The organism is Caulobacter segnis ATCC 21756 (assembly GCF_000092285.1).
Lineage (GTDB): Bacteria > Pseudomonadota > Alphaproteobacteria > Caulobacterales > Caulobacteraceae > Caulobacter > Caulobacter segnis.
Genome location: NC_014100.1, coordinates 2,525,848 through 2,543,400, shown reverse-complemented (window position 1 = coordinate 2,543,400; position 17,553 = coordinate 2,525,848). Strand labels below are relative to the sequence as shown.

Genomic DNA, 17,553 nt, shown 5'->3' with positions numbered 1-17,553 from the left:
TTCATGTTGCGGCGCGGCGCGATCCGGCCCACAAACGGCGCCCAATCGCGTTGTTTGAGGAGCGTTGGTTCTGTCCGCTCACCGTGAAGAGTCTGTTCGCCGTCTGGCCGCCCCCGATATCGCCGCCCGCAAAGGCGGTAAGCCGATTGTCTGCCTGACGGCCTACACGGCGCCGGTGGCCGCCGCGCTCGATGAGGCCTGTGACGTCCTGCTGGTCGGGGACTCGGTCGGCATGGTCGTGCATGGCTTGCCCAACACCGTGGGCGTCACGCTGGACATGATGATCCTGCACGGCCAGGCGGTCATGCGGGGCTCGCGCAAGGCCATGGTCGTCATCGACATGCCGTTCGGCTCCTACGAGGCCTCCCGCGAGGAAGCCTACGCCAACGCCGTGCGGATCATGAAGGAGACCGGCGCCCAGGCGGTGAAGGTCGAAAGCGGACCCACCGTGCCCGAGACCATCGCCTATCTGACCCAGCGCGGTGTGCCCGTGATGGGCCATGTGGGCCTGCGTCCCCAGGCCGTGCTGCTGGAAGGCGGCTTCAAGGCCAAGGGCAAAGACGAGGCGGGGCGCGCCAAGGTGCTGGAAGAGGCGCGTCTGACCGCGCAGGCCGGCGCCTTCGCGATCGTGGTCGAGGGCGTGGCCGAGGGGCTCGCGCGCGAAGTCACCGAGACGGTCAGCGTCCCGACGATCGGCATCGGCGCCTCGGCCGCCTGCGACGGCCAGGTCCTGGTGGTGGACGACATGCTGGGATTGTTCGACTGGACCCCGAAGTTCGTCCGTCGCTACGCTGATTTGAAAGGCGAAATCCAGCGGGCGGCGGCGCAGTACGCCCGCGACGTGCAGGACCGCAGCTTCCCCGGCGAGGCCGAGACCTATTACGCAAAGAAGGCCTGAACCTTCGGGATCGATCGGCGAGCGGCGGGCGTTGCGGCAGGGCGCGGCACGCTATAGGTTCGCCGCCTCGGCGAGCGGCCCTTCGCCCGCCACAATCTGTCTTACACCAGCGATGTCGGCCGGGTTCGAGCGCGACGTCCTTTGGTCCTAGCGCCTGTTTCGGAGCCTCGTTTCGTGGTCGATGTTTTTGACGAAGTCGAAGAACAACTCCGGGCGGAGCGTTATAAGTCGCTCGCCGTCAGATCGCTGCCCTGGATCGTCGCGGCTGTCGCCGCGGCCGTGATCGGCGTCGGCGGCTACTGGGGCTGGAAATCCTACCAGACCAGCCAGGCCGACAGGGCTTCCGAAGCTTATCAGGCCGCGCTGGAAACCGCGCAGACGGCCGGGCCCGCCAAGGCGTTCGGCCAGTTCAAGGCCGTCGCGGACGGTGGCGCGCGCGGCTACAAGGCCCTTGCCCTGCTGCAAATGGGCGACATCCGCATCGAAGAGAACAAGACCAAGGAAGCCGTCGCCTATTTCGACGAGGCGGCCAAAGCGGCGCCGGATGCGATTCTTGGCGATCTGGCCCGCCTCAAATCCGCCTTCGCCCTGATGGACACCGCCTCCTACAAGGACATTGAATCGAGGTTGACGCCTTTGGCGGGGGAAAAGAGCCCTTACCGCGTGTACGCCAAGGAGGCGCTGGCTTTCGCCAAGCTGCAAGCTGGCGATGTGGCCGGCGCGCGTGGTGATTTCGTGGTTCTCGCCAATTCGCTCGACAATACCTCCGAGGAAGTTCGCCAGCGCGCCCAGGCGGCGATGCAGCTGATCGACTCGGGCACGGCCAAGGACCTGGCGGCCGCGGTGAAGGCCGCCGCTAGCCTGCCGGCCATGCCGCCGCTCGGCCAGCTGACCCCTAACGCCGCCCCCAACGCCGCCCAATGAGCCGTCTGATGATGTCCAAGCGTTCCGTCGCCCTGGTGGCGCTGATGTCGGCCTCGATGGCCGTCACCGGCTGCTCGACGATCTCGAAGCTCAATCCGTTCGATAAGAGCGACAAGAACAAGAGCACCGCCAGCCAAGGTCAGCGGATTTCGATCATCGCGTTCGACCAGAAGGTCGAGGCCAGCGAGTCGCTGAAGGGCGCAGACTTCTTCCTGCCCGACCCGGTCGCGCAGACCGAGTGGCGCCTGCCGGGCGGCAGCCCCGAGCAGTCGGTCGAGCATGTCGACGCCGGTAAGGCTTTCGAAATCGCCTGGAAGCGTGGCTTCGGCAAAAAGGGCGGCCGCACGTTCCACGTCACCGCGCCGCCGGTCTCTGCGGGCGATCGCATCTACGTGATGGACGGCGCGGCGACGGTGTCGGCGCTGGACGCCAAGACCGGCTCGACCGCCTGGCACAAGGACCTGCGTCCTGCCGCCGGTCCGACCAGGAAGGGGGGCTTCCTGGGGTTGATCCCCAAGAAGAACGACCGCCTTGGCTTTGGCGGAGGCCTGGCCCTGGGCGCCGACAATAAGCTCTATGTCGCTTCCGGCTTCCGCTTCGTGGCTCAGATCGACGCCACGAACGGGAACCTCAACTGGACCCAGCCGAGCTCGACTCCGATCCACGCCGCCCCGACCGTCGTCGACGGCCGCGTGTTCGTGGTTTCGACCGACAACGAGCTGCTGACGTTCGACGCGGCCACCGGCGCGCCGGGCTGGACCTATCAGGCCCTGAGCGAGCCGGCCCGCATCCTGGCCGCTTCGACCCCCGCCGTCAGCGGCGACACCGTGGTGGCCGGCTTCGCTTCGGGCGAACTGGTGGCCCTGCGCGCGGCGAACGGCAACGACCTGTGGAGCGAGGCGCTCAGCCGCGCCAGCCGCACCAACGCCCTGTCGGAAATCCGGGACATCCCGGGCCGTCCGGTCATCTACAAGGGCGACGTCTTCGCCGTCAGCCACTCGGGCGTCTTCGCCGCCACCGACCTGCGCACGGGTCAGGCGCGTTGGAGCCTGCCGGTCACCGCGATCACCAGCCCTTGGGTCGCCGGTGACGTCGTCTATGTCGTCGACAAGGCCGGCCAGGTGATCTGCGTCTCGCGCGAGAGCGGTTCGGTCTACTGGATCCAGGACCTCAACAACACCGAGGCCCTGACGAAGAAGCAGAAGAAGAAGCGCGCCAAGCATCCGATCCTGTGGTCGACGCCGATCCTGGCCAACGGCCGCCTGATCACGGTGTCGAGCCAGGGCGAGGCCGTGGCGCTGAACGCCAAGACCGGCGCCAAGGAAAAGACCTTGAAGATCGGCTCGCCCGTCCTGATCAACCCGATCGCGGTGGGGAACATGATCTACGTGGTCACGGACGACGCCGAACTGGTCGCCATCCGCTGATCCTCCGGCCTCCGCGCAGGGGGCGGAAAGACAATCAAACGCCTTCGGGCCCGGGACGGTGAGAGCCGGCCCGGGCCTTCGCTTTTGCGAAGAGGGCCAAAATCGACTACTGGACGCCTATGCCTTTGAAACTCGCCATCGTCGGCCGGCCCAATGTGGGCAAGTCCACGCTGTTCAACCGTCTTGCCGGCAAGAAGCTGGCCATTGTCGACGACCAACCGGGCGTGACCCGCGATCGTCGTTACGCCGACGGCCGCCTGGGCGACCTGGACCTTCAGCTGATCGACACCGCCGGCTTCGAAGATGTCGCCGACGAGAGCCTGGAAGCGCGCATGCGCGCCCAGACCGAGCTGGCGATCGAGGAAGCCGATCTCTCGCTGTTCATCTACGACGCCCGTGAAGGCGTCACACCGCTTGACGAGGTGTTCGCCACCCTGCTGCGGCGTCGTGGCAAGCCGGTGATCATCGCCGCCAACAAGGCCGAAGGCAAAGCCGGCCAGTCGGGCATTGGCGAGGCCTACAAGCTGGGCCTCGGCGAGCCGATCCCGATCTCGGGCGAGCACGGCGAAGGCATGGCCGAGCTGTACGCCGCCATGCTCGCAGCCGTCCCCGAGGAGATGTACTCGGGCGACGACGAGGATGAGGACAAGCCGATCCGCTTGGCCATCGTCGGGCGGCCGAACGCGGGCAAGTCGACCCTGATCAACCGCTTGATCGGCGAACAGCGCCTGTTGACCGGCCCCGAGGCCGGCATCACCCGTGACTCGATCTCGGTCGACTGGGTCTGGGGCGACAAGAAGGTCCGCCTGGTCGACACCGCGGGTCTGCGCAAGAAGGCGAAGGTCCAGGAGAAGCTGGAAAAGCTCTCCACCCAGGACACCATCCGCGCCATCACCTTCGCCGAGGTCGTGGTGCTGGTGATGGACGCCACCCATCCGTTCGAGATCCAGGACCTGCAGATCGCCGACCTGACCGAACGGGAAGGGCGGGCTCTGGTGTTCGTGCTGGCCAAGTGGGACCTGATCGAGGATCAGGCCGGCACCTTGGCCGCGTTCCGGGAACACGCCGAACGCATGCTGCCCCAGGTGCGCGGCGCGCCGGTGGTGGCGCTGTCGGGCGAGACCGGCAGCGGCGTCAACAAGCTGATGCCGGCCGTGCTGAAGATCCACAAGGACTGGTCGACCAAGGTCAAGACGCGAGACCTGAACGACTGGCTGCAGATGGCCATGCAGCGCCACCCGCCGCCCGCCGTCAGCGGTCGCCGCGTGAAGCCCAAGTACATGGCGCAGACCAAGGCGCGCCCGCCGACCTTCGTGCTGTTCTCCAGCCGCGCCGACCAGATGCCCGATCACTACCGGCGCTATCTGATCAACTCCTTGCGTGAAAGCTTCGACCTGCCGGGCGTGCCGCTGCGCATCACCATCAAGTCGGGCGCAAACCCCTACGCCGACGGCGAGGCCAAGGGCCACAGCGGCCGCGGCAAGCGCGAATTCGAACGCCGCGAACGCGAGGAGGAGCGCATCCGCGCCTCGCGCAACACGGTCAAGAAGTCCAAGCGCTTGGCCGACGAGGCCGCCGCCAAGGCCGCGGCCGAGGCGGGGCTGCCGGACCCGGGCAAGGCCGCCGTCAAACCCGTCAAGAAGAAGGGGCCCGCGGTCGCCAAGCCGGTCGCCAAGGTTGGCGACGTCGCGGCCGAGCCCGGCAAGGCCGCGGTCAAGTCGGTCAAGGCCAAGGGCCCGCGCGTCCAGAAGAAGGTCTCGACCACGCCCAGCTACAAGGTGGGGGTCAAGGCCGCTGGCGGGAAGGCGGGCGCTCCGCGTCGGCCCGCCGCCGGTTCGCGCACGGTGCGCGGCAATGCGGGGCCGGGCCGTCCGAAGGGGCGTTAGGTCCACCCCTGAAAACCACGCTCGACGCGTTCGGATAGCGTTGTAATCTTAACCTGGGGTGTCGTTGAGACCCGGGGGAAGAGATGTCCAGCATATCCGAGCGTGCGGCTTGGCCGGTCGGCCGGCGCTTCTATGTGGCAATGGCCGCTATCTTCACGCTGATCGCGTTTGGCGGATTTGTTCCGACCTACTGGGCCAAGCTGGCCAGCGGCACGTTCGGCGGCGCGCCGATCCTGCACCTTCACGGCCTGATCTTCTTCAGCTGGACGCTGCTGTTCCTGGCGCAGACCTGGCTGGTGGCGAGCGGTCGGACGATCGACCATCGCAGCTGGGGCGTGGCGGGGGTCTCCCTGGCCACGGCCATGGCCTTCACGGTCGTGCTGGCGGCGATCAATTCCATGAAGGTGGCGGATGCGGCCGGCTTTGGCGACGCGGCGCGCCGGTTCTCGGTTGTCTCCCTGACGTCGCTGGTGATGTTCGCTGGCTTCTTTGTCGCCGCTCTACTGAACGTGCGAAAGCCGGAGGTTCACAAGCGGCTGATGCTGCTGGCCATGATCCCGCCCATGCAGGCGGCGACGGCTCGGGTGTTCATGGTGCTGTTCGCGCCGCCGGGCATGGTCGGGCCGCCGCCGGTGTTTGTTTCCATACCGCCGGGCCTGGCCGTCGATCTGCTGATCGTCGCGGCGATGATCTTCGACTGGCGTACGCGTGGCCGCCCGCATCCCGTCTACTGGATTGGCGGAGGGCTGCTGCTGGCCCAGCAATTGCTGGTGATCCCCCTCAGTCAGAGCGCCGCCTGGATGGCGTTCGCGGGGTGGGTGGACCACCTCGCGCGTTAAGCGCTCCAACGATCGGTGTCAGGCGTCGATGCTGGCCGATTCCTGACCGCGATCCTTGAAGCGGACGACGCCCTTCGGCGGCTCACGATCGGGCCGCACCAGGTCGACGATGAACGGCACGATCGTCTCCGGCGCGGGCACGGTCTTGGGATCTTCGCCTGGGAAGGCGCCGGCGCGCATCTTGGTGCGCATGGCGCCCGGATCGACGCAGAGGGCGCGGATGGCGGTGTTCTCGGTCTCGTCGGCATAGACGTCGACCAGGGCCTCCAGCGCCGCCTTGGTGGCCGCATAGACGCCCCAGAACGCCGGACGGGTGCGCGCGACGCTGCTGGAGAAGAACACGGCCCGGCCGGCGTCCGAGGCGCGCAGCAGCGGGTCCATCGATCGGATCAGGCGCCAGTTGGCGGTCAGGTTGGTGCTCAGCACCATGTCCCAGCCCTTCGGCTCCAGGTGGCTGACCGGGGTGAGGGGACCCAGCAGGGCGGCCGCGCCGACCAGGATATCGAGCTTGCCCCAGCGCTGGTGGATGGCCGCGCCCAGGTGGTCCAGGCCGTCGGCCTCGCGCAGGTCCAGCGGGACCAGGGTGGCGTGCTCGCCGGTTGCGGTCATGATGGCGTCGTCCAGGGCCTCCAGGGCGCCCTGGGTGCGGCCTACGGCGATCACATGGGCGCCGGCCTTGGCCAGGCCCAGGGCGACCGCCTCGCCAATGCCGCGCGTGGCGCCGGTGACGAGGGCGATACGGCCGGCCAGCGGCTTTTGGGAGTCGGAAGTCATGCGCGCGTTCTAGAGCAGGGACGGGGAAACGGAAACCGGGAGGAACCCTTAAGCCTCGGCTTGCTGGGCCTTCTTGGCGTAGTGCTGGGCGATGACCGAGCAGGCCATCAGCTGGATCTGATGGAAGATCATCAGCGGCAGCACGATGATGCCGGCGGTCGGGCCGGGGAACAGGATGCCGGCCATGGGCACGCCGGTGGCGAGGCTCTTCTTGGAGCCGCAGAAGGTGATCGCCTTCTCGTCCTCGGGGGAGAAGCCCAGGGCGCGCGCGCCGAAGGTGGTGGCCGCCAGCACGACCGCCAGCAGCACCCCGCAGACCGCCAGCAGGATCAACAGCTGCGGCGGCGAGATCTTGTGCCAGATGCCGCCGACCACGGCCTCGCTGAACGCCGAATAGACCACCAGCAGGATCGAGCCGCGATCGACGTAGCCGATCAGGCCCTTGTGCTTGGTGATCCAGGCGCTGACCAGGGGCCGCGCCAGCTGGCCGGCGATGAAGGGCAGCAGCAACTGGACGACGATGTCCCGCACCGAGTGCCAACCGCCCGCCGCGCCGCCTTGGGTGTGCATCAGCACGCCGACGAGCACGGGGGTGATGAAGATGCCGAACAGGTTCGACGCGCTGGCCGCCACGACCGCGGCGGCGACATTGCCCCGCGCGATCGAGGTGAAGGCGATCGACGACTGCACGGTCGAGGGCAGGCAGCAGAGGAACAGGATCCCCGCCGCCAAAGTCGGCGGCAGGACGCCGATCTTACTGATGGCCAGGCCCAGCACCGGGAACATCACGAAGGTGAAGGCCAGGATCAGCAGGTGCAGGCGCCAATGGGTGACGCCCGCGACCACGGACTCCCGCGACAGCTTCGCGCCGTGCAGGAAGAACAGCAGGGCGATCGCCAGCTTGACGACGATCGACAGACCATGCGCCGCGTCGCCCCGCACCGGCAGGACAGAGGCCAGCACGACCATGCCGAACAGCGCGATGACATAAGGCTCGAGCTTCAGCTTCTCGAGCAAATCCTTCAGGCCCATGCGGGTGGCGGCTTAGGCGCTGACCAGCAGCGACAGCTGCTTGTCGTTGGCTTCGTTGCGGCCCTCGGCGATCTCGCGGTCCGTCAGGCGGGTCGGATAGTCGCCGGTGAAATAGTGGTCGGTGAACTGTGGCGCGGCCGGATCGCGGGGACCGGCCTCCAGGGCGTCGTAGAGGCCCTCGACCGACAGGAAGCCCAGGCTGTCGACTTCCAGGAACTTGGCCATTTCCTCCAGCGACTTGTTGGCCGCCAGCAGTTGCTCGCGCTCGGGCATGTCGATGCCGTAGAAGTCCGGCCACTTGATCGGCGGGCTGGCCGAGCGGAGGTGGACCTCCTCGGCGCCGGCCTCGCGGACCATGCGGACGATCTTCAGCGAGGTGGTGCCGCGAACGATCGAGTCGTCGATCAGCACGACGCGCTTGCCGGCCAGCACCGCGCGGTTGGGGCTGTGCTTCATGCGCACGCCCAGCTCGCGGACGCCTTGGGTCGGCTGGATGAAGGTGCGGCCCACATAGTGGTTGCGGATGATGCCCATCTCGAAGGGCAGGCCGCTCTCTTGCGCGTAGCCGAGGGCGGCCGGCACGCCGCTGTCGGGCACGGGGACCACGACGTCGGCCTCGACGCCGGTCTCCTTGGCCAGGTTATGACCCATGCGCTTGCGCACGCCATAGACCGAGCGGCCGTTCACGACGCTGTCGGGGCGGGCGAAATAGACATATTCGAAGACGCAGGGCCGAGCGGCCTTGATCTGGAACGGCTTGGTTGAGGTGACGCCGGTCTCCTCGATCACCACCATCTCGCCGTGCTCGACGTCGCGCACGAAGCGAGCGCCGATCATGTCGAGCGCGCAGGTCTCCGAAGCCAGGACAGGCTTGCCGTCCAGGTCGCCCAGCACCAGCGGGCGAATGCCCAGCGGGTCGCGCATGCCGATCATCTTCTTGTTGGTGATGGCCACGAGAGCGTAGCCGCCCTCGATCTGGCTGACCGCGTCGACGAAGCGGTCGACGATCTTGGCCTTCCGCGAGCGGGCGATCAGGTGAAGGATCACCTCGCTGTCCGAGGTCGACTGGAAGATCGCGCCTTCCTGCACCAGGCGCTCGCGCAGGGTCAGGAAGTTGGTCAGGTTGCCGTTGTGGGCGATCGCGACGCCGCCGGTCTCGAGATCGGCGAACATCGGCTGGACGTTTCGAATGCCCGCGCCGCCGGCCGTCGAATAGCGGGTGTGGCCGATGGCCAGGGCGCCCGGCAGGCGCTGGACCAGGTCAGCGCCGGTGAAGGCGTCGCCGACATGGCCCATGTGGCGTTCGGTGTGGAAGCGGTTGCCGTCGAAGGCGGCGATGCCACAGGCTTCCTGGCCGCGGTGCTGCAGGGCGTGGAGACCAAGGGCCGCGATGGCCGCCGCGTCACGGACGCCGAACACGCCGAACACGCCGCACTCCAGGCGCAGCGTATCGTCCTCCGGATCCCGCCAGGGCGAGGACGAATAGCGGTCGGTCGACTGGCCCAGGAAGCTCATCGCGATTTCTCCACCAGATCGTCGAGGTCCCGACGCTGGTTCTTATCATAGCCTTTTCCCGACGATTCCTCGCCGGACGTATTGTCGCCGCCGTCCTCGGCGCCGTCGTGGACGGCGTCCTTGATCGCGGGGGCCAGCTTGCCGGCCAGGGCCTTACCCTTGGGGGCGAAGACCTTGAGGGCTTTGCCGCTGACTTCCGACAGCGGGTAGAACATCGAGTCCTCGACCCAGTGCGGCATCCGATCCGGCGGCGTCGCCAGGTGCAGCAAGAGGTTGAAGACGCCCAAGACCACGCAGGCGCGGACCAGACCGAACGTGGCGCCGATGGCGTTGTCCGCGGTCCCGCCGGCCGAGCTCTCCTGCAGCTTGGCGGTGACCCGCGCGCCGATCAGGCGGAAGATCAGGAAGAAAACGACGAAGACCACCAGCACGGCCGCGCCGGTTGCGGCCCAGTCGGGGTCCATGAGCTTGCGGAACAGCGGTCCCGTGATCCGCAGGCCAAAGAGGGCGATGGCGGCGGCGAACAGGAACGACAGGGCCGAGGTCAGCTCGCGCGAGGCGCCGCGCAGCCAGCCGGTCACGCCCGAGATCAAGAGCAGCAGGCCGGCGATGATGTCGAAAGGCGTCACGTCAGGCTCGTCCAGATCTCGTCGCCGATCCGGCGCACGGCGTCGGTCAGGCGGGCCACCCCCGCGACCGGCAGCGATCCGCCGCCTTCAGGCAGGCCGGCGAGCGGTCCCAGCGCCCGGCCAAATCCCAATTTCGCGGCTTCCTTCAAACGAGTCTCCATCCGGCTGACGGGCCTGACTTCGCCCGACAGACTGACTTCGCCGAACACGACGCAGTCCTGGGGCAGGGCGACGTCCAGGGCGGAAGAGGCCAAGGCCGCCGCCGCCGCGAGATCCGCCGCCGGTTCGGTAATGCGCAGGCCGCCGGCGACGTTCAGATAGACGTCCTTGTCGCCAAAACCAAGGCCGCATCGGGCCTCGAGTACGGCGAGCACCATGGCCAGGCGCCCTGAATCCCATCCGACGACCGCCCGGCGAGGCGTTCCGTACGCGGAAGGCGCGACCAGGGCCTGAAATTCCACCAGGACGGGCCGGCTGCCTTCGATGCCGGCGAACACCGCCGCGCCGGCCGCGCGCTCGCCACCCTCGTTCAGGAACAGGGCCGAGGGGTTCTTGACCTCGCGTAGGCCGACATCGCCCATCTCGAACACCCCGATCTCGTCGGTGGCCCCGAAACGGTTCTTGGCGCCGCGCAGGATGCGGAACGGATAGCCGCGCTCGCCCTCGAAGCTGAGCACGGCGTCAACTAGGTGCTCGACGACGCGGGGCCCGGCGATCTGGCCATCCTTGGTGACGTGGCCGACCAGCAGGATCGCCACGCCCTTCTTCTTGGCCAGGCGGACCAGCTCGGTGGCGCAGGCGCGGACCTGGGTGACCGTGCCGGGCCCGGCCTCATGGGCGTCGCTCCACATCGTCTGGATCGAGTCGATGACCACGAGATCGAAGTTGTCGCGCTTGAGGCCGTCCAGGATGTCGCGCAGCGCGGTCTCCGCGGCCAGGCTGACGTTCGACTTCGACAGCCCCATGCGGTCGGCGCGGCCGCGGATCTGCTCGACGGCCTCTTCGCCCGAGATGTAGGCGCACGAAACCCCGCGCGCGGCGGCGCTGGCGCAGACCTGCAGCAGCAGGGTGGACTTGCCGACGCCAGGGTCCCCGCCGATCAGGATGGCTGAGCCGGGCACCACGCCGCCGCCGCAGACCCGATCGAACTCGTCGACGCCGGTCAGGATGCGCGGCGGAGGCGCCGTTTCACTCTCCAGGCCCGTGAACTGCAGGCCGCGCACGCGCGTCGCCTTGGTCGTCGACAGGGCGCCGGGCGGCCTGGTGCCGACCTCCTCGACCAGGGTGTTCCAGCTTTGACAGGCGGGACACTGGCCGGACCACTTGGTCTGGACTGCGCCGCAGGACTGGCAGGCGTAGACGGCGCCGTCGCGGGCCATGAGGTCTCCTGATTCTCGGATAGGTGGAGACTACAGGTTGGCGGGCCGCTGCGCCAAAGCCGGACGCAGGCTTAGCGGTAAATGCGCCGGGCGCGCGGGGCGATGTTCGTCAGCAGCTCGTAGGCCGTCGTGCCCGCCGCCGTCGCGGCGTCGTCAATGGGCATGTTGGACCCCAGCAGTTCGACCATCGCGCCCGGACGCGCGGCGTCGCAGTCGGTGACGTCGACCGCCATCAGGTCCATCGAGACGCGACCCAGCATTTGCCGGCGGGCGCCGTCAAACCAGACCTGGCCCTTGGGATGGCTCGCGCGCGGCACGCCGTCGGCATAGCCGGCGCCAACGATGGCGATGCGCGTGGTGTCGGGCGCGGTCCAGGTCGCGCCATAGCCGACGGTCTCGCCGCGCGGCACGACCCGCACCTGGAGGATGGGCGCCTCGACGGTGGCGACGGCGCGGATTTCCGGATGCGGGCGGCCTTCGGGGCCGCCGCCATAGAGGCTGATCCCCGGTCGGGCCTGGTCGAAGCGATAGGCCTCGCCTAGGAACAGACCGGCCGAGTTGGCGAAGCTCTTGCGAGCGTTCGGAAGCTGCGCGACCGCCTCGCTGAAGCGCTCCAGCTGCCGAGTGTTCATCGGGTGGTCCGGAACGTCAGCGCAGGCCAGGTGGCTGATCACCAGCTCCAGGTCCAGGCGCTTGAGCCGATCGGTGGCGCCCAGCAGCACCTTCAATTCCTCGGGGCGCAGGCCCAGCCGGTTCATGCCCGTGTCGAGGTGCAGGGCGGCCTTCAGGCGGCCCGCGCGCGCCTGGGCGTTCCAAGCCTCGATCTGCGGCAGGCTGTTGAGCACGGGGGTCAGGCGCGCGCCTTCCAGGGCGTCGCCGGCGCCGGGCGTGGCGCCGTCCAGGACGTAGATCGCGGCCTCGCGGTCGCCCAGCGCCGCGCGCAGGGCCACGCCCTCGGCCAGGCGAGCGACATAGAAGCTTCGGACGCCCTCGGCCCACAGTCGGTCGGCGACGCGCGCCGCGCCCAGCCCATAGGCGTTGGCCTTCACCGCCGGTGCGACCTCCGCATCGCCCGCGCGCGCCTGCAGGGCCGCGTGGTTGGCGGCGAGGGCGTCGAGGTCGATGGTCAGGCGGGCGTCGTGGAGGTCGGTCACGGGGTGGGCGTAGCCGACGCGGGCCAGCGGTTCAACGGTTTAGCCGTGGTGGGCGGCCATGAACTTGGCCATCAGGTTTTCCGCGCCGGACGCGATGATCTGAACGCCGATGCACAGCAGCAGGAAGGCGACCAGTCGCGAGAGCACCCGAGCGCCTGCCGGGCCCAGCATCCGCATGACGCGTTCGGAGGCGCTGTAGAGCAGCCAGACCATGATCGCGACCAGGGCGGCGGCCAGGCCCGCGCCGATGAAGAACGGCGCCACGGCGTCGCCCTCGGTGGGGCGCTGGGAGGAGAGGGCGATGGCCACCGAGATCGAGCCGGGGCCGGTCGTGAACGGCATGGTGAGCGGGAAGAACGCCACGTCCTCGTGGCTTTGGGCCGTCTCGGTCTGGCTGGTCTTGCGCTCCTCGTTCTCCTGCGGGTCCATCAGCAGGCCCCAGGCGCGGATCGCCACGACGAGACCGCCGGCCACTCGCAGGGCGCCCAGGCTGACGCCGAAGAAGTTCAGGATGTAGCCGCCCAGCAGCAGTGACCCCAGCAGCACCAGGAAGGCGTAGAAGCCGATCTGCCGCGCCAGCTTCAGCCGCTCTTCGCGGGCGCGGCCCGACATCGCCTGATGGAAGATCAGCGACGCTCCCACCGGATTGACGATCGAGAACAGCGCCGGAAACGCGATCAGGAACGCGCCGACGAGGCTGGAGGTGGGCAGGGGGGCTGAAGTCCATGCGACTCGTCTGGGAAAAGGGCGAGGCGGGGACGGTGGCTTGAGGGGCGGGACGGAGTCAAACGCGCGAGCGCCCCCTCCGTCACGATGCTACGCATCGCGCCACCTCCCCCGTTACACGGGTGAGGATGGGTTTTCCTCCTCCCTTGCGAAGCGGGGAGGTGGCCCAAAGGGCCGGAGGGGGCGTCTTGCGCCGCTATTCGTCCGAGGGAATGTTCCGCGCCTGGGCGAAGTAGTGATCCTTGGCCAGATTGCCAAAGCGCGTGGTGTCGCTGTTGAACGACAGGCGCACGGTGCCGATCGGGCCGTGGCGCTGCTTGGCGATGATCACCTCGGCCAGGCCGTGCAGGCGGTCCATCTCTTCCTGCCAGGTCAGGTGCTCGGGCGTGCCCTCGCGCGGCTCGGCGCGGCCCACATAGTAGGCCTCGCGGTATACGAACCAGACCATGTCGGCGTCCTGCTCGATCGAGCCCGATTCCCGAAGGTCGGAGAGCTGGGGCCGTTTGTCGTCGCGGGCTTCCACCTGACGCGACAGCTGTGAGAGCGCGATGACCGGGCAGGCCAGCTCCTTGGCCAAGGCCTTGAGGCCCATGGTGATCTGCGAGACTTCCTGCACCCGGTTGGCGTTGGCCCCAAGGTCCGAACCGGTGACCAGCTGCAGGTAGTCGACCACGATCAGATCAAGGCCCACTTGGCGCTTCAGGCGGCGGGCGCGGGCGGTCAGCTTGGCGATCGAGATGCCGCCGGTGGCGTCGATGTAGAGCGGCGCTTCCTGCAGCTCCATGGCCGCGTCGCGGACCCGGCCGAATTCGCTCGCGTCGATCTCGCCCTTGCGGAGGCGGTCGCCCGACACGCCCGAGGCGTCGGCCAGCATACGCAAGGCGAGCTGCTCGGCGCTCATTTCCAGCGAGTAGAAGGCCACGACCCCGCCTTGGACGGTCTTCTTGGTGCCGTCGGGCTGGATCTCGTAGGCGTACTTCTTGGCGATGTTGAAGGCGATGTTGGTCGCCAGGGCTGTCTTACCCATCGACGGGCGTCCGGCCAGGACCACGAGGTCGGACGGGTGCAGGCCGCCGATCTTCTGGTCGAGGTCGATCAGGTCGGTGGCGATGCCGGACATGCCGCCGTCGCGGCTGTAGGCCTCGGCGGTCATCTCGACCGCGCCGCGCAGCGCGTCGCCGAACGACACGAAGCCGGACGAGGCCGCGCCGCTTTCGGCCAGGCTGTAGAGCTGTTGTTCGGCCGCTTCGATCTGGTCGCGCGCGGCGCGTTTCTCGTCGCCGGCGCCCTGGGCGGCCGTGGCGATGTCGCCGCCGATGCGGATCAGCTCGCGCCGCAGCGACAGGTCGAAGATCACCCGGGCGTAGTCGCCGGCGTTGGCCGCGGGCGGGGCGCGGTCGACGAGGTCGGCGAGGTAGCGCAGGCCGCCCAGCTCCTGGAACGCCGGGTCGTTCTTGAACTCGTCGGCCAGCAGGATCGGTTCGGCCAGCTGACCTTTGCGGACGTGAGTCTCGACGGCCTGGAACAGGCGCTGGTGGAAGGGCTCGTAGAAGCAGCGGGCTTGCAGGTTGTCGGTCAGCCGCTCGTAAGCGGCGTTGTCGTACAGGAGGATCCCGAGCAGCGCCTGCTCGGCTTCCATGTTGTGCGGCGCCACGTTGATCGTGGGCTCTTCGATCGGCGGACGCAGGTCGAGCGCGGGTACGAGGGACATCATCGGAAGTTAACGCGACGCGGCTTTCGACGCGCGGGGGAGTTGGCCCGGCGAGTCAGATGAACGGGGATATTCTGTGTATGTTCTGAGCTACGGATCGTGCAAGTGCACGGTCTCAAGCTGGCGTCCGTTCCTGACGTAAGGTCGAAAGCAAAGGGCGCGGAGATCGCTCTCCGCGCCCAAACGTTTGCGTTATCGTCTAGTCTCGGCTCACCAGTTGTAGGCGAGGCGGGTGTAGAGGAACCGCCCGTTGAATCCGAACGGCGAGAAGCTGGAGAAGGCCGTCACGCCGGTCGTGTTCACCGCCGCGGGGGCCTTGTTCGGATAGGTGTCGAACAGGTTGTTCACGCCGACCGCCCAGGTGACGTTCTGGGCGAAGGCGTAGCGGCCCTCGAGGTCCCAGACCGACTTGGCGCCGGTGCGGTAGTCTAGCGCCTGGTTCGAGTTGGGGACCAGAACCGAACCGTAGTAGGCACCCTTCAGGGTCGCGCTGAACGGACCCTTCGACCAGTCGCTGGACGCCACGAACTTCTTGTCGGGCGTGCCTTCCTCGAAGATCGCGACGTTGACGCGCGAGAACAGGGCGGGCGGGACGGGCAGGGACGAGAGCGTGCTGGTGGTCGGCACGCGCTGGACCTTGGTGTCGTTGAAGTTGGCCGCCAGGGTGAAGTCGAAGCGACCAGCCTGGTCGGTCTCCAGACGATAGCGCCCCACGACGTCCACGCCCTTGGTGCGGGTGTCCACGCCGTTGATGAAGAACCGGGCCGTGGTGACCCCGAACGGCTGCAGCAGGGTGTAGATCGCTCTCTGCGTGGCCGTACCGGTGGCCGAGCCCTGGATATTCTCCGAGAGCACGATCCGGTTGTCGATGTCGATCTGATAGGCGTCCACCGTGAGCTCGAACGGGCCTTTGCGGAAGACCGCGCCGAACGAGTAGTTCTTGGACTTTTCTGGCTCCAGCGGCTTGGCGCCTAGGACGGCCGCCGTGGCGCTGGTGGCCGGGAAGGTGCCGACGTCCACCGCCGCCCCGCCGATGATGTTGATCGAGGTTGTGGTGAAGTACTGCTGCTGCAGGGCCGGAGCGCGGAAGCCCGACGAATAGGCCCCGCGGATCGCGAAGCTGTCGGTCAGGTCATAGCGCGCGGCGATCTTGCCGGTCGTGGTCGAACCGAAGTCCGAATAGTCCTCGTAACGCACGGCCAGATCGACGGCGAACTTGTCGGTGATCTGGTTGTCGAGATCGGCGTAGAGGCTGGTGGCGTTGCGGCTGACGTCGACCTCGTTGGACGGACGGAATCCCGGGAAGCCCTGCGCGCCGGCGCCCTTGCCGTTGCCGCCATTGGCCCACGAGGCGTTTTCGCCGGCGCGGATCTTGTAGCTCTCGTCGCGATATTCGACGCCGAAGGCCAGGGTGCTGGGCTTGGCGAAGTTGAAGAGCTCCAGCGGGCGAGTGAAGTCCAGGTTGGCCACCCACTGGCCGTACTGCATCGATCCGTCCTTGAACCGCGTGGGCGATGTCGGGCCGAGCGAGGCGTTCAGGGAGTTGATGGTGCCGTAGGCGACCTTGTTGTTCCCATAGTTCACGCCGGCGTCGACCGTGAAGCCGGCGACCTCGCCCTTGGCGCCGAAGGCCAGGTTGTAGTCGTCGATGTCGGTGGTGATCTTCGGCACGTAGCCGTTGGGATAGACCGAGACGTAGTTGTTGGCGTTGTCGGCCAGGCGCGGGAAGGCGGCGCTTTCGCCCTTGCGGTTCTGATAGCCAGCCAGGCCATAGAGCTTCCAGGCGTCGTTCAGCGACAGCCCGAAGTTGGCGTAGATCGTCTTGGTCTCGACCTGGGGATCGCCGAAGATGCCGGTGACCTTGTTGGGCGTGACGCGCGGGTCGAGGTCGGCGCGGTTGGTCGGGTTGCGGTACGAATACTCGCCGGTCAGGGTCAGGAAGCCGTCGTTGGGCAGCGAGAAGCCCTGCCAGACCGAGGCGCTGTAGACCGGACCGTCATTGGCCTTCCGGCCGTCGGGATCGCGGGTCGTCTTCACCTTGGTGTTGTAGACGCCGTAGCTGGCGCTCGCCCCGCCGCCGCTGCTGGCTTCGCGCAGGCGCAGGTTGATGACGCCGGCGATGGCGTCCGAGCCGTACTGGGCCGCCGCGCCTTCACGCAGGATCTCGACGCTCGACAGCGCCGCCGTCGGGATGGTGTTCAGGTCGAACGGGGCCGAGCCCCGGCCGATCGAGCCGTTGATATTGACCAGGGCCGAGGTGTGGGCTCGGCGGCCGTTCAGCAGCACCAGGGTCTGGTCGGGCGCGAGGCCGCGCAGGGTGGCCGGACGCACCGAGTCGGTGCCGTCGGTCACGGCCGGGCGAGGGAAGTCGATCGACGGCGCCAGATTGGCGAGGGCTTGGGCCAGCTCGGGCGTGCCCTGGCGGGTCAGCGCCTTGCTGTCGACGACGTCGACGGGCGAAATGGTGTCGAGGCGCGAGCGGGCGACGCGCGAACCGGTGACGACGATCTGCTCGACGGCGGTATCGTCGGCGGGCGGCGTGGCGGTCTGGGCTTGGGCGGTGGCGGAGAAGGCCGTCAGCGAGGCGGCGGCCAGCAACAAGACTCTGTAACGCATGAGAAATCCCCTCTCGTAGCCGGGGCGCGGACATGCGTCCTTG

13 protein-coding genes and 1 pseudogene are annotated in these 17,553 nt (G+C 68.0%); 5 read left to right on the top strand and 9 right to left on the bottom strand.

Features of this window, described 5'->3' with window-relative positions; genetic code table 11:
* The first annotated feature begins 70 nt into the window (after positions 1 to 70).
* The 5 genes from panB (at position 71) to CSEG_RS11665 (ending at position 5,974) form a co-directional block, all read left to right on the top strand.
* Positions 71 to 898 carry a 3-methyl-2-oxobutanoate hydroxymethyltransferase gene (panB, locus tag CSEG_RS11685; protein WP_041538594.1) on the top strand — a complete coding sequence of 276 codons (828 nt, stop codon included), beginning with the start codon at positions 71 to 73 and terminating at the stop codon, positions 896 to 898.
* Positions 899 to 1,072: 174 nt separating this feature from the next.
* On the top strand, positions 1,073 to 1,822 hold the full coding sequence (locus CSEG_RS11680) for a tetratricopeptide repeat protein (protein ID WP_013079437.1): 750 nt from the start codon (positions 1,073 to 1,075) through the stop codon (positions 1,820 to 1,822).
* Positions 1,819 to 3,249 carry a PQQ-like beta-propeller repeat protein gene (locus tag CSEG_RS11675; protein WP_041538285.1) on the top strand — a complete coding sequence of 477 codons (1,431 nt, stop codon included), beginning with the start codon at positions 1,819 to 1,821 and terminating at the stop codon, positions 3,247 to 3,249. Before CSEG_RS11680 ends, CSEG_RS11675 begins: the two co-directional genes overlap by 4 nt.
* Positions 3,250 to 3,368: 119 nt before the next feature.
* Positions 3,369 to 5,135 carry a ribosome biogenesis GTPase Der gene (gene der, locus CSEG_RS11670; protein ID WP_013079435.1) on the top strand — a complete coding sequence of 589 codons (1,767 nt, stop codon included), beginning with the start codon at positions 3,369 to 3,371 and terminating at the stop codon, positions 5,133 to 5,135.
* An 83-nt stretch (positions 5,136 to 5,218) separates the two neighbouring features.
* On the top strand, positions 5,219 to 5,974 hold the full coding sequence (locus tag CSEG_RS11665; RefSeq protein ID WP_013079434.1) for a hypothetical protein: 756 nt from the start codon (positions 5,219 to 5,221) through the stop codon (positions 5,972 to 5,974).
* An 18-nt stretch (positions 5,975 to 5,992) separates the two neighbouring features.
* Here CSEG_RS11665 and CSEG_RS11660 read toward each other — a convergent pair whose 3' ends face one another.
* The 9 genes and pseudogenes from CSEG_RS11660 to CSEG_RS11620 form a co-directional block, all read right to left on the bottom strand.
* On the bottom strand, positions 5,993 to 6,748 hold the full coding sequence (locus CSEG_RS11660; RefSeq protein ID WP_013079433.1) for an SDR family NAD(P)-dependent oxidoreductase: 756 nt from the start codon (positions 6,746 to 6,748) through the stop codon (positions 5,993 to 5,995).
* Between the two features lie 48 nt (positions 6,749 to 6,796).
* Positions 6,797 to 7,780: a bile acid:sodium symporter family protein gene (locus CSEG_RS11655; RefSeq protein WP_013079432.1), complete on the bottom strand. Its 984-nt coding sequence runs from the start codon at positions 7,778 to 7,780 to the stop codon at positions 6,797 to 6,799.
* A gap of 12 nt (positions 7,781 to 7,792) precedes the next feature.
* On the bottom strand, positions 7,793 to 9,295 hold the full coding sequence (purF, locus tag CSEG_RS11650) for an amidophosphoribosyltransferase (RefSeq protein WP_013079431.1): 1,503 nt from the start codon (positions 9,293 to 9,295) through the stop codon (positions 7,793 to 7,795).
* Positions 9,292 to 9,924 carry a CvpA family protein gene (locus CSEG_RS11645; protein WP_013079430.1) on the bottom strand — a complete coding sequence of 211 codons (633 nt, stop codon included), beginning with the start codon at positions 9,922 to 9,924 and terminating at the stop codon, positions 9,292 to 9,294. Before CSEG_RS11645 ends, purF begins: the two co-directional genes overlap by 4 nt.
* Positions 9,921 to 11,303 carry a DNA repair protein RadA gene (gene radA, locus CSEG_RS11640; protein ID WP_013079429.1) on the bottom strand — a complete coding sequence of 461 codons (1,383 nt, stop codon included), beginning with the start codon at positions 11,301 to 11,303 and terminating at the stop codon, positions 9,921 to 9,923. Before radA ends, CSEG_RS11645 begins: the two co-directional genes overlap by 4 nt.
* Before the next feature lie 71 nt (positions 11,304 to 11,374).
* Positions 11,375 to 12,457, bottom strand: coding sequence for an alanine racemase (gene alr, locus CSEG_RS11635; RefSeq protein ID WP_013079428.1), 1,083 nt, complete (start codon positions 12,455 to 12,457; stop codon positions 11,375 to 11,377).
* 39 nt (positions 12,458 to 12,496) lie between these two features.
* Positions 12,497 to 13,184, bottom strand: a pseudogene (locus CSEG_RS11630) (MarC family protein).
* A gap of 195 nt (positions 13,185 to 13,379) precedes the next feature.
* Positions 13,380 to 14,897, bottom strand: a complete 1,518-nt coding sequence (locus tag CSEG_RS11625) for a replicative DNA helicase (protein WP_013079427.1) — start codon at positions 14,895 to 14,897, stop codon at positions 13,380 to 13,382.
* A gap of 207 nt (positions 14,898 to 15,104) precedes the next feature.
* Positions 15,105 to 17,510 carry a TonB-dependent receptor plug domain-containing protein gene (locus CSEG_RS11620; protein ID WP_041538283.1) on the bottom strand — a complete coding sequence of 802 codons (2,406 nt, stop codon included), beginning with the start codon at positions 17,508 to 17,510 and terminating at the stop codon, positions 15,105 to 15,107.
* Positions 17,511 to 17,553: the final 43 nt, after the last annotated feature.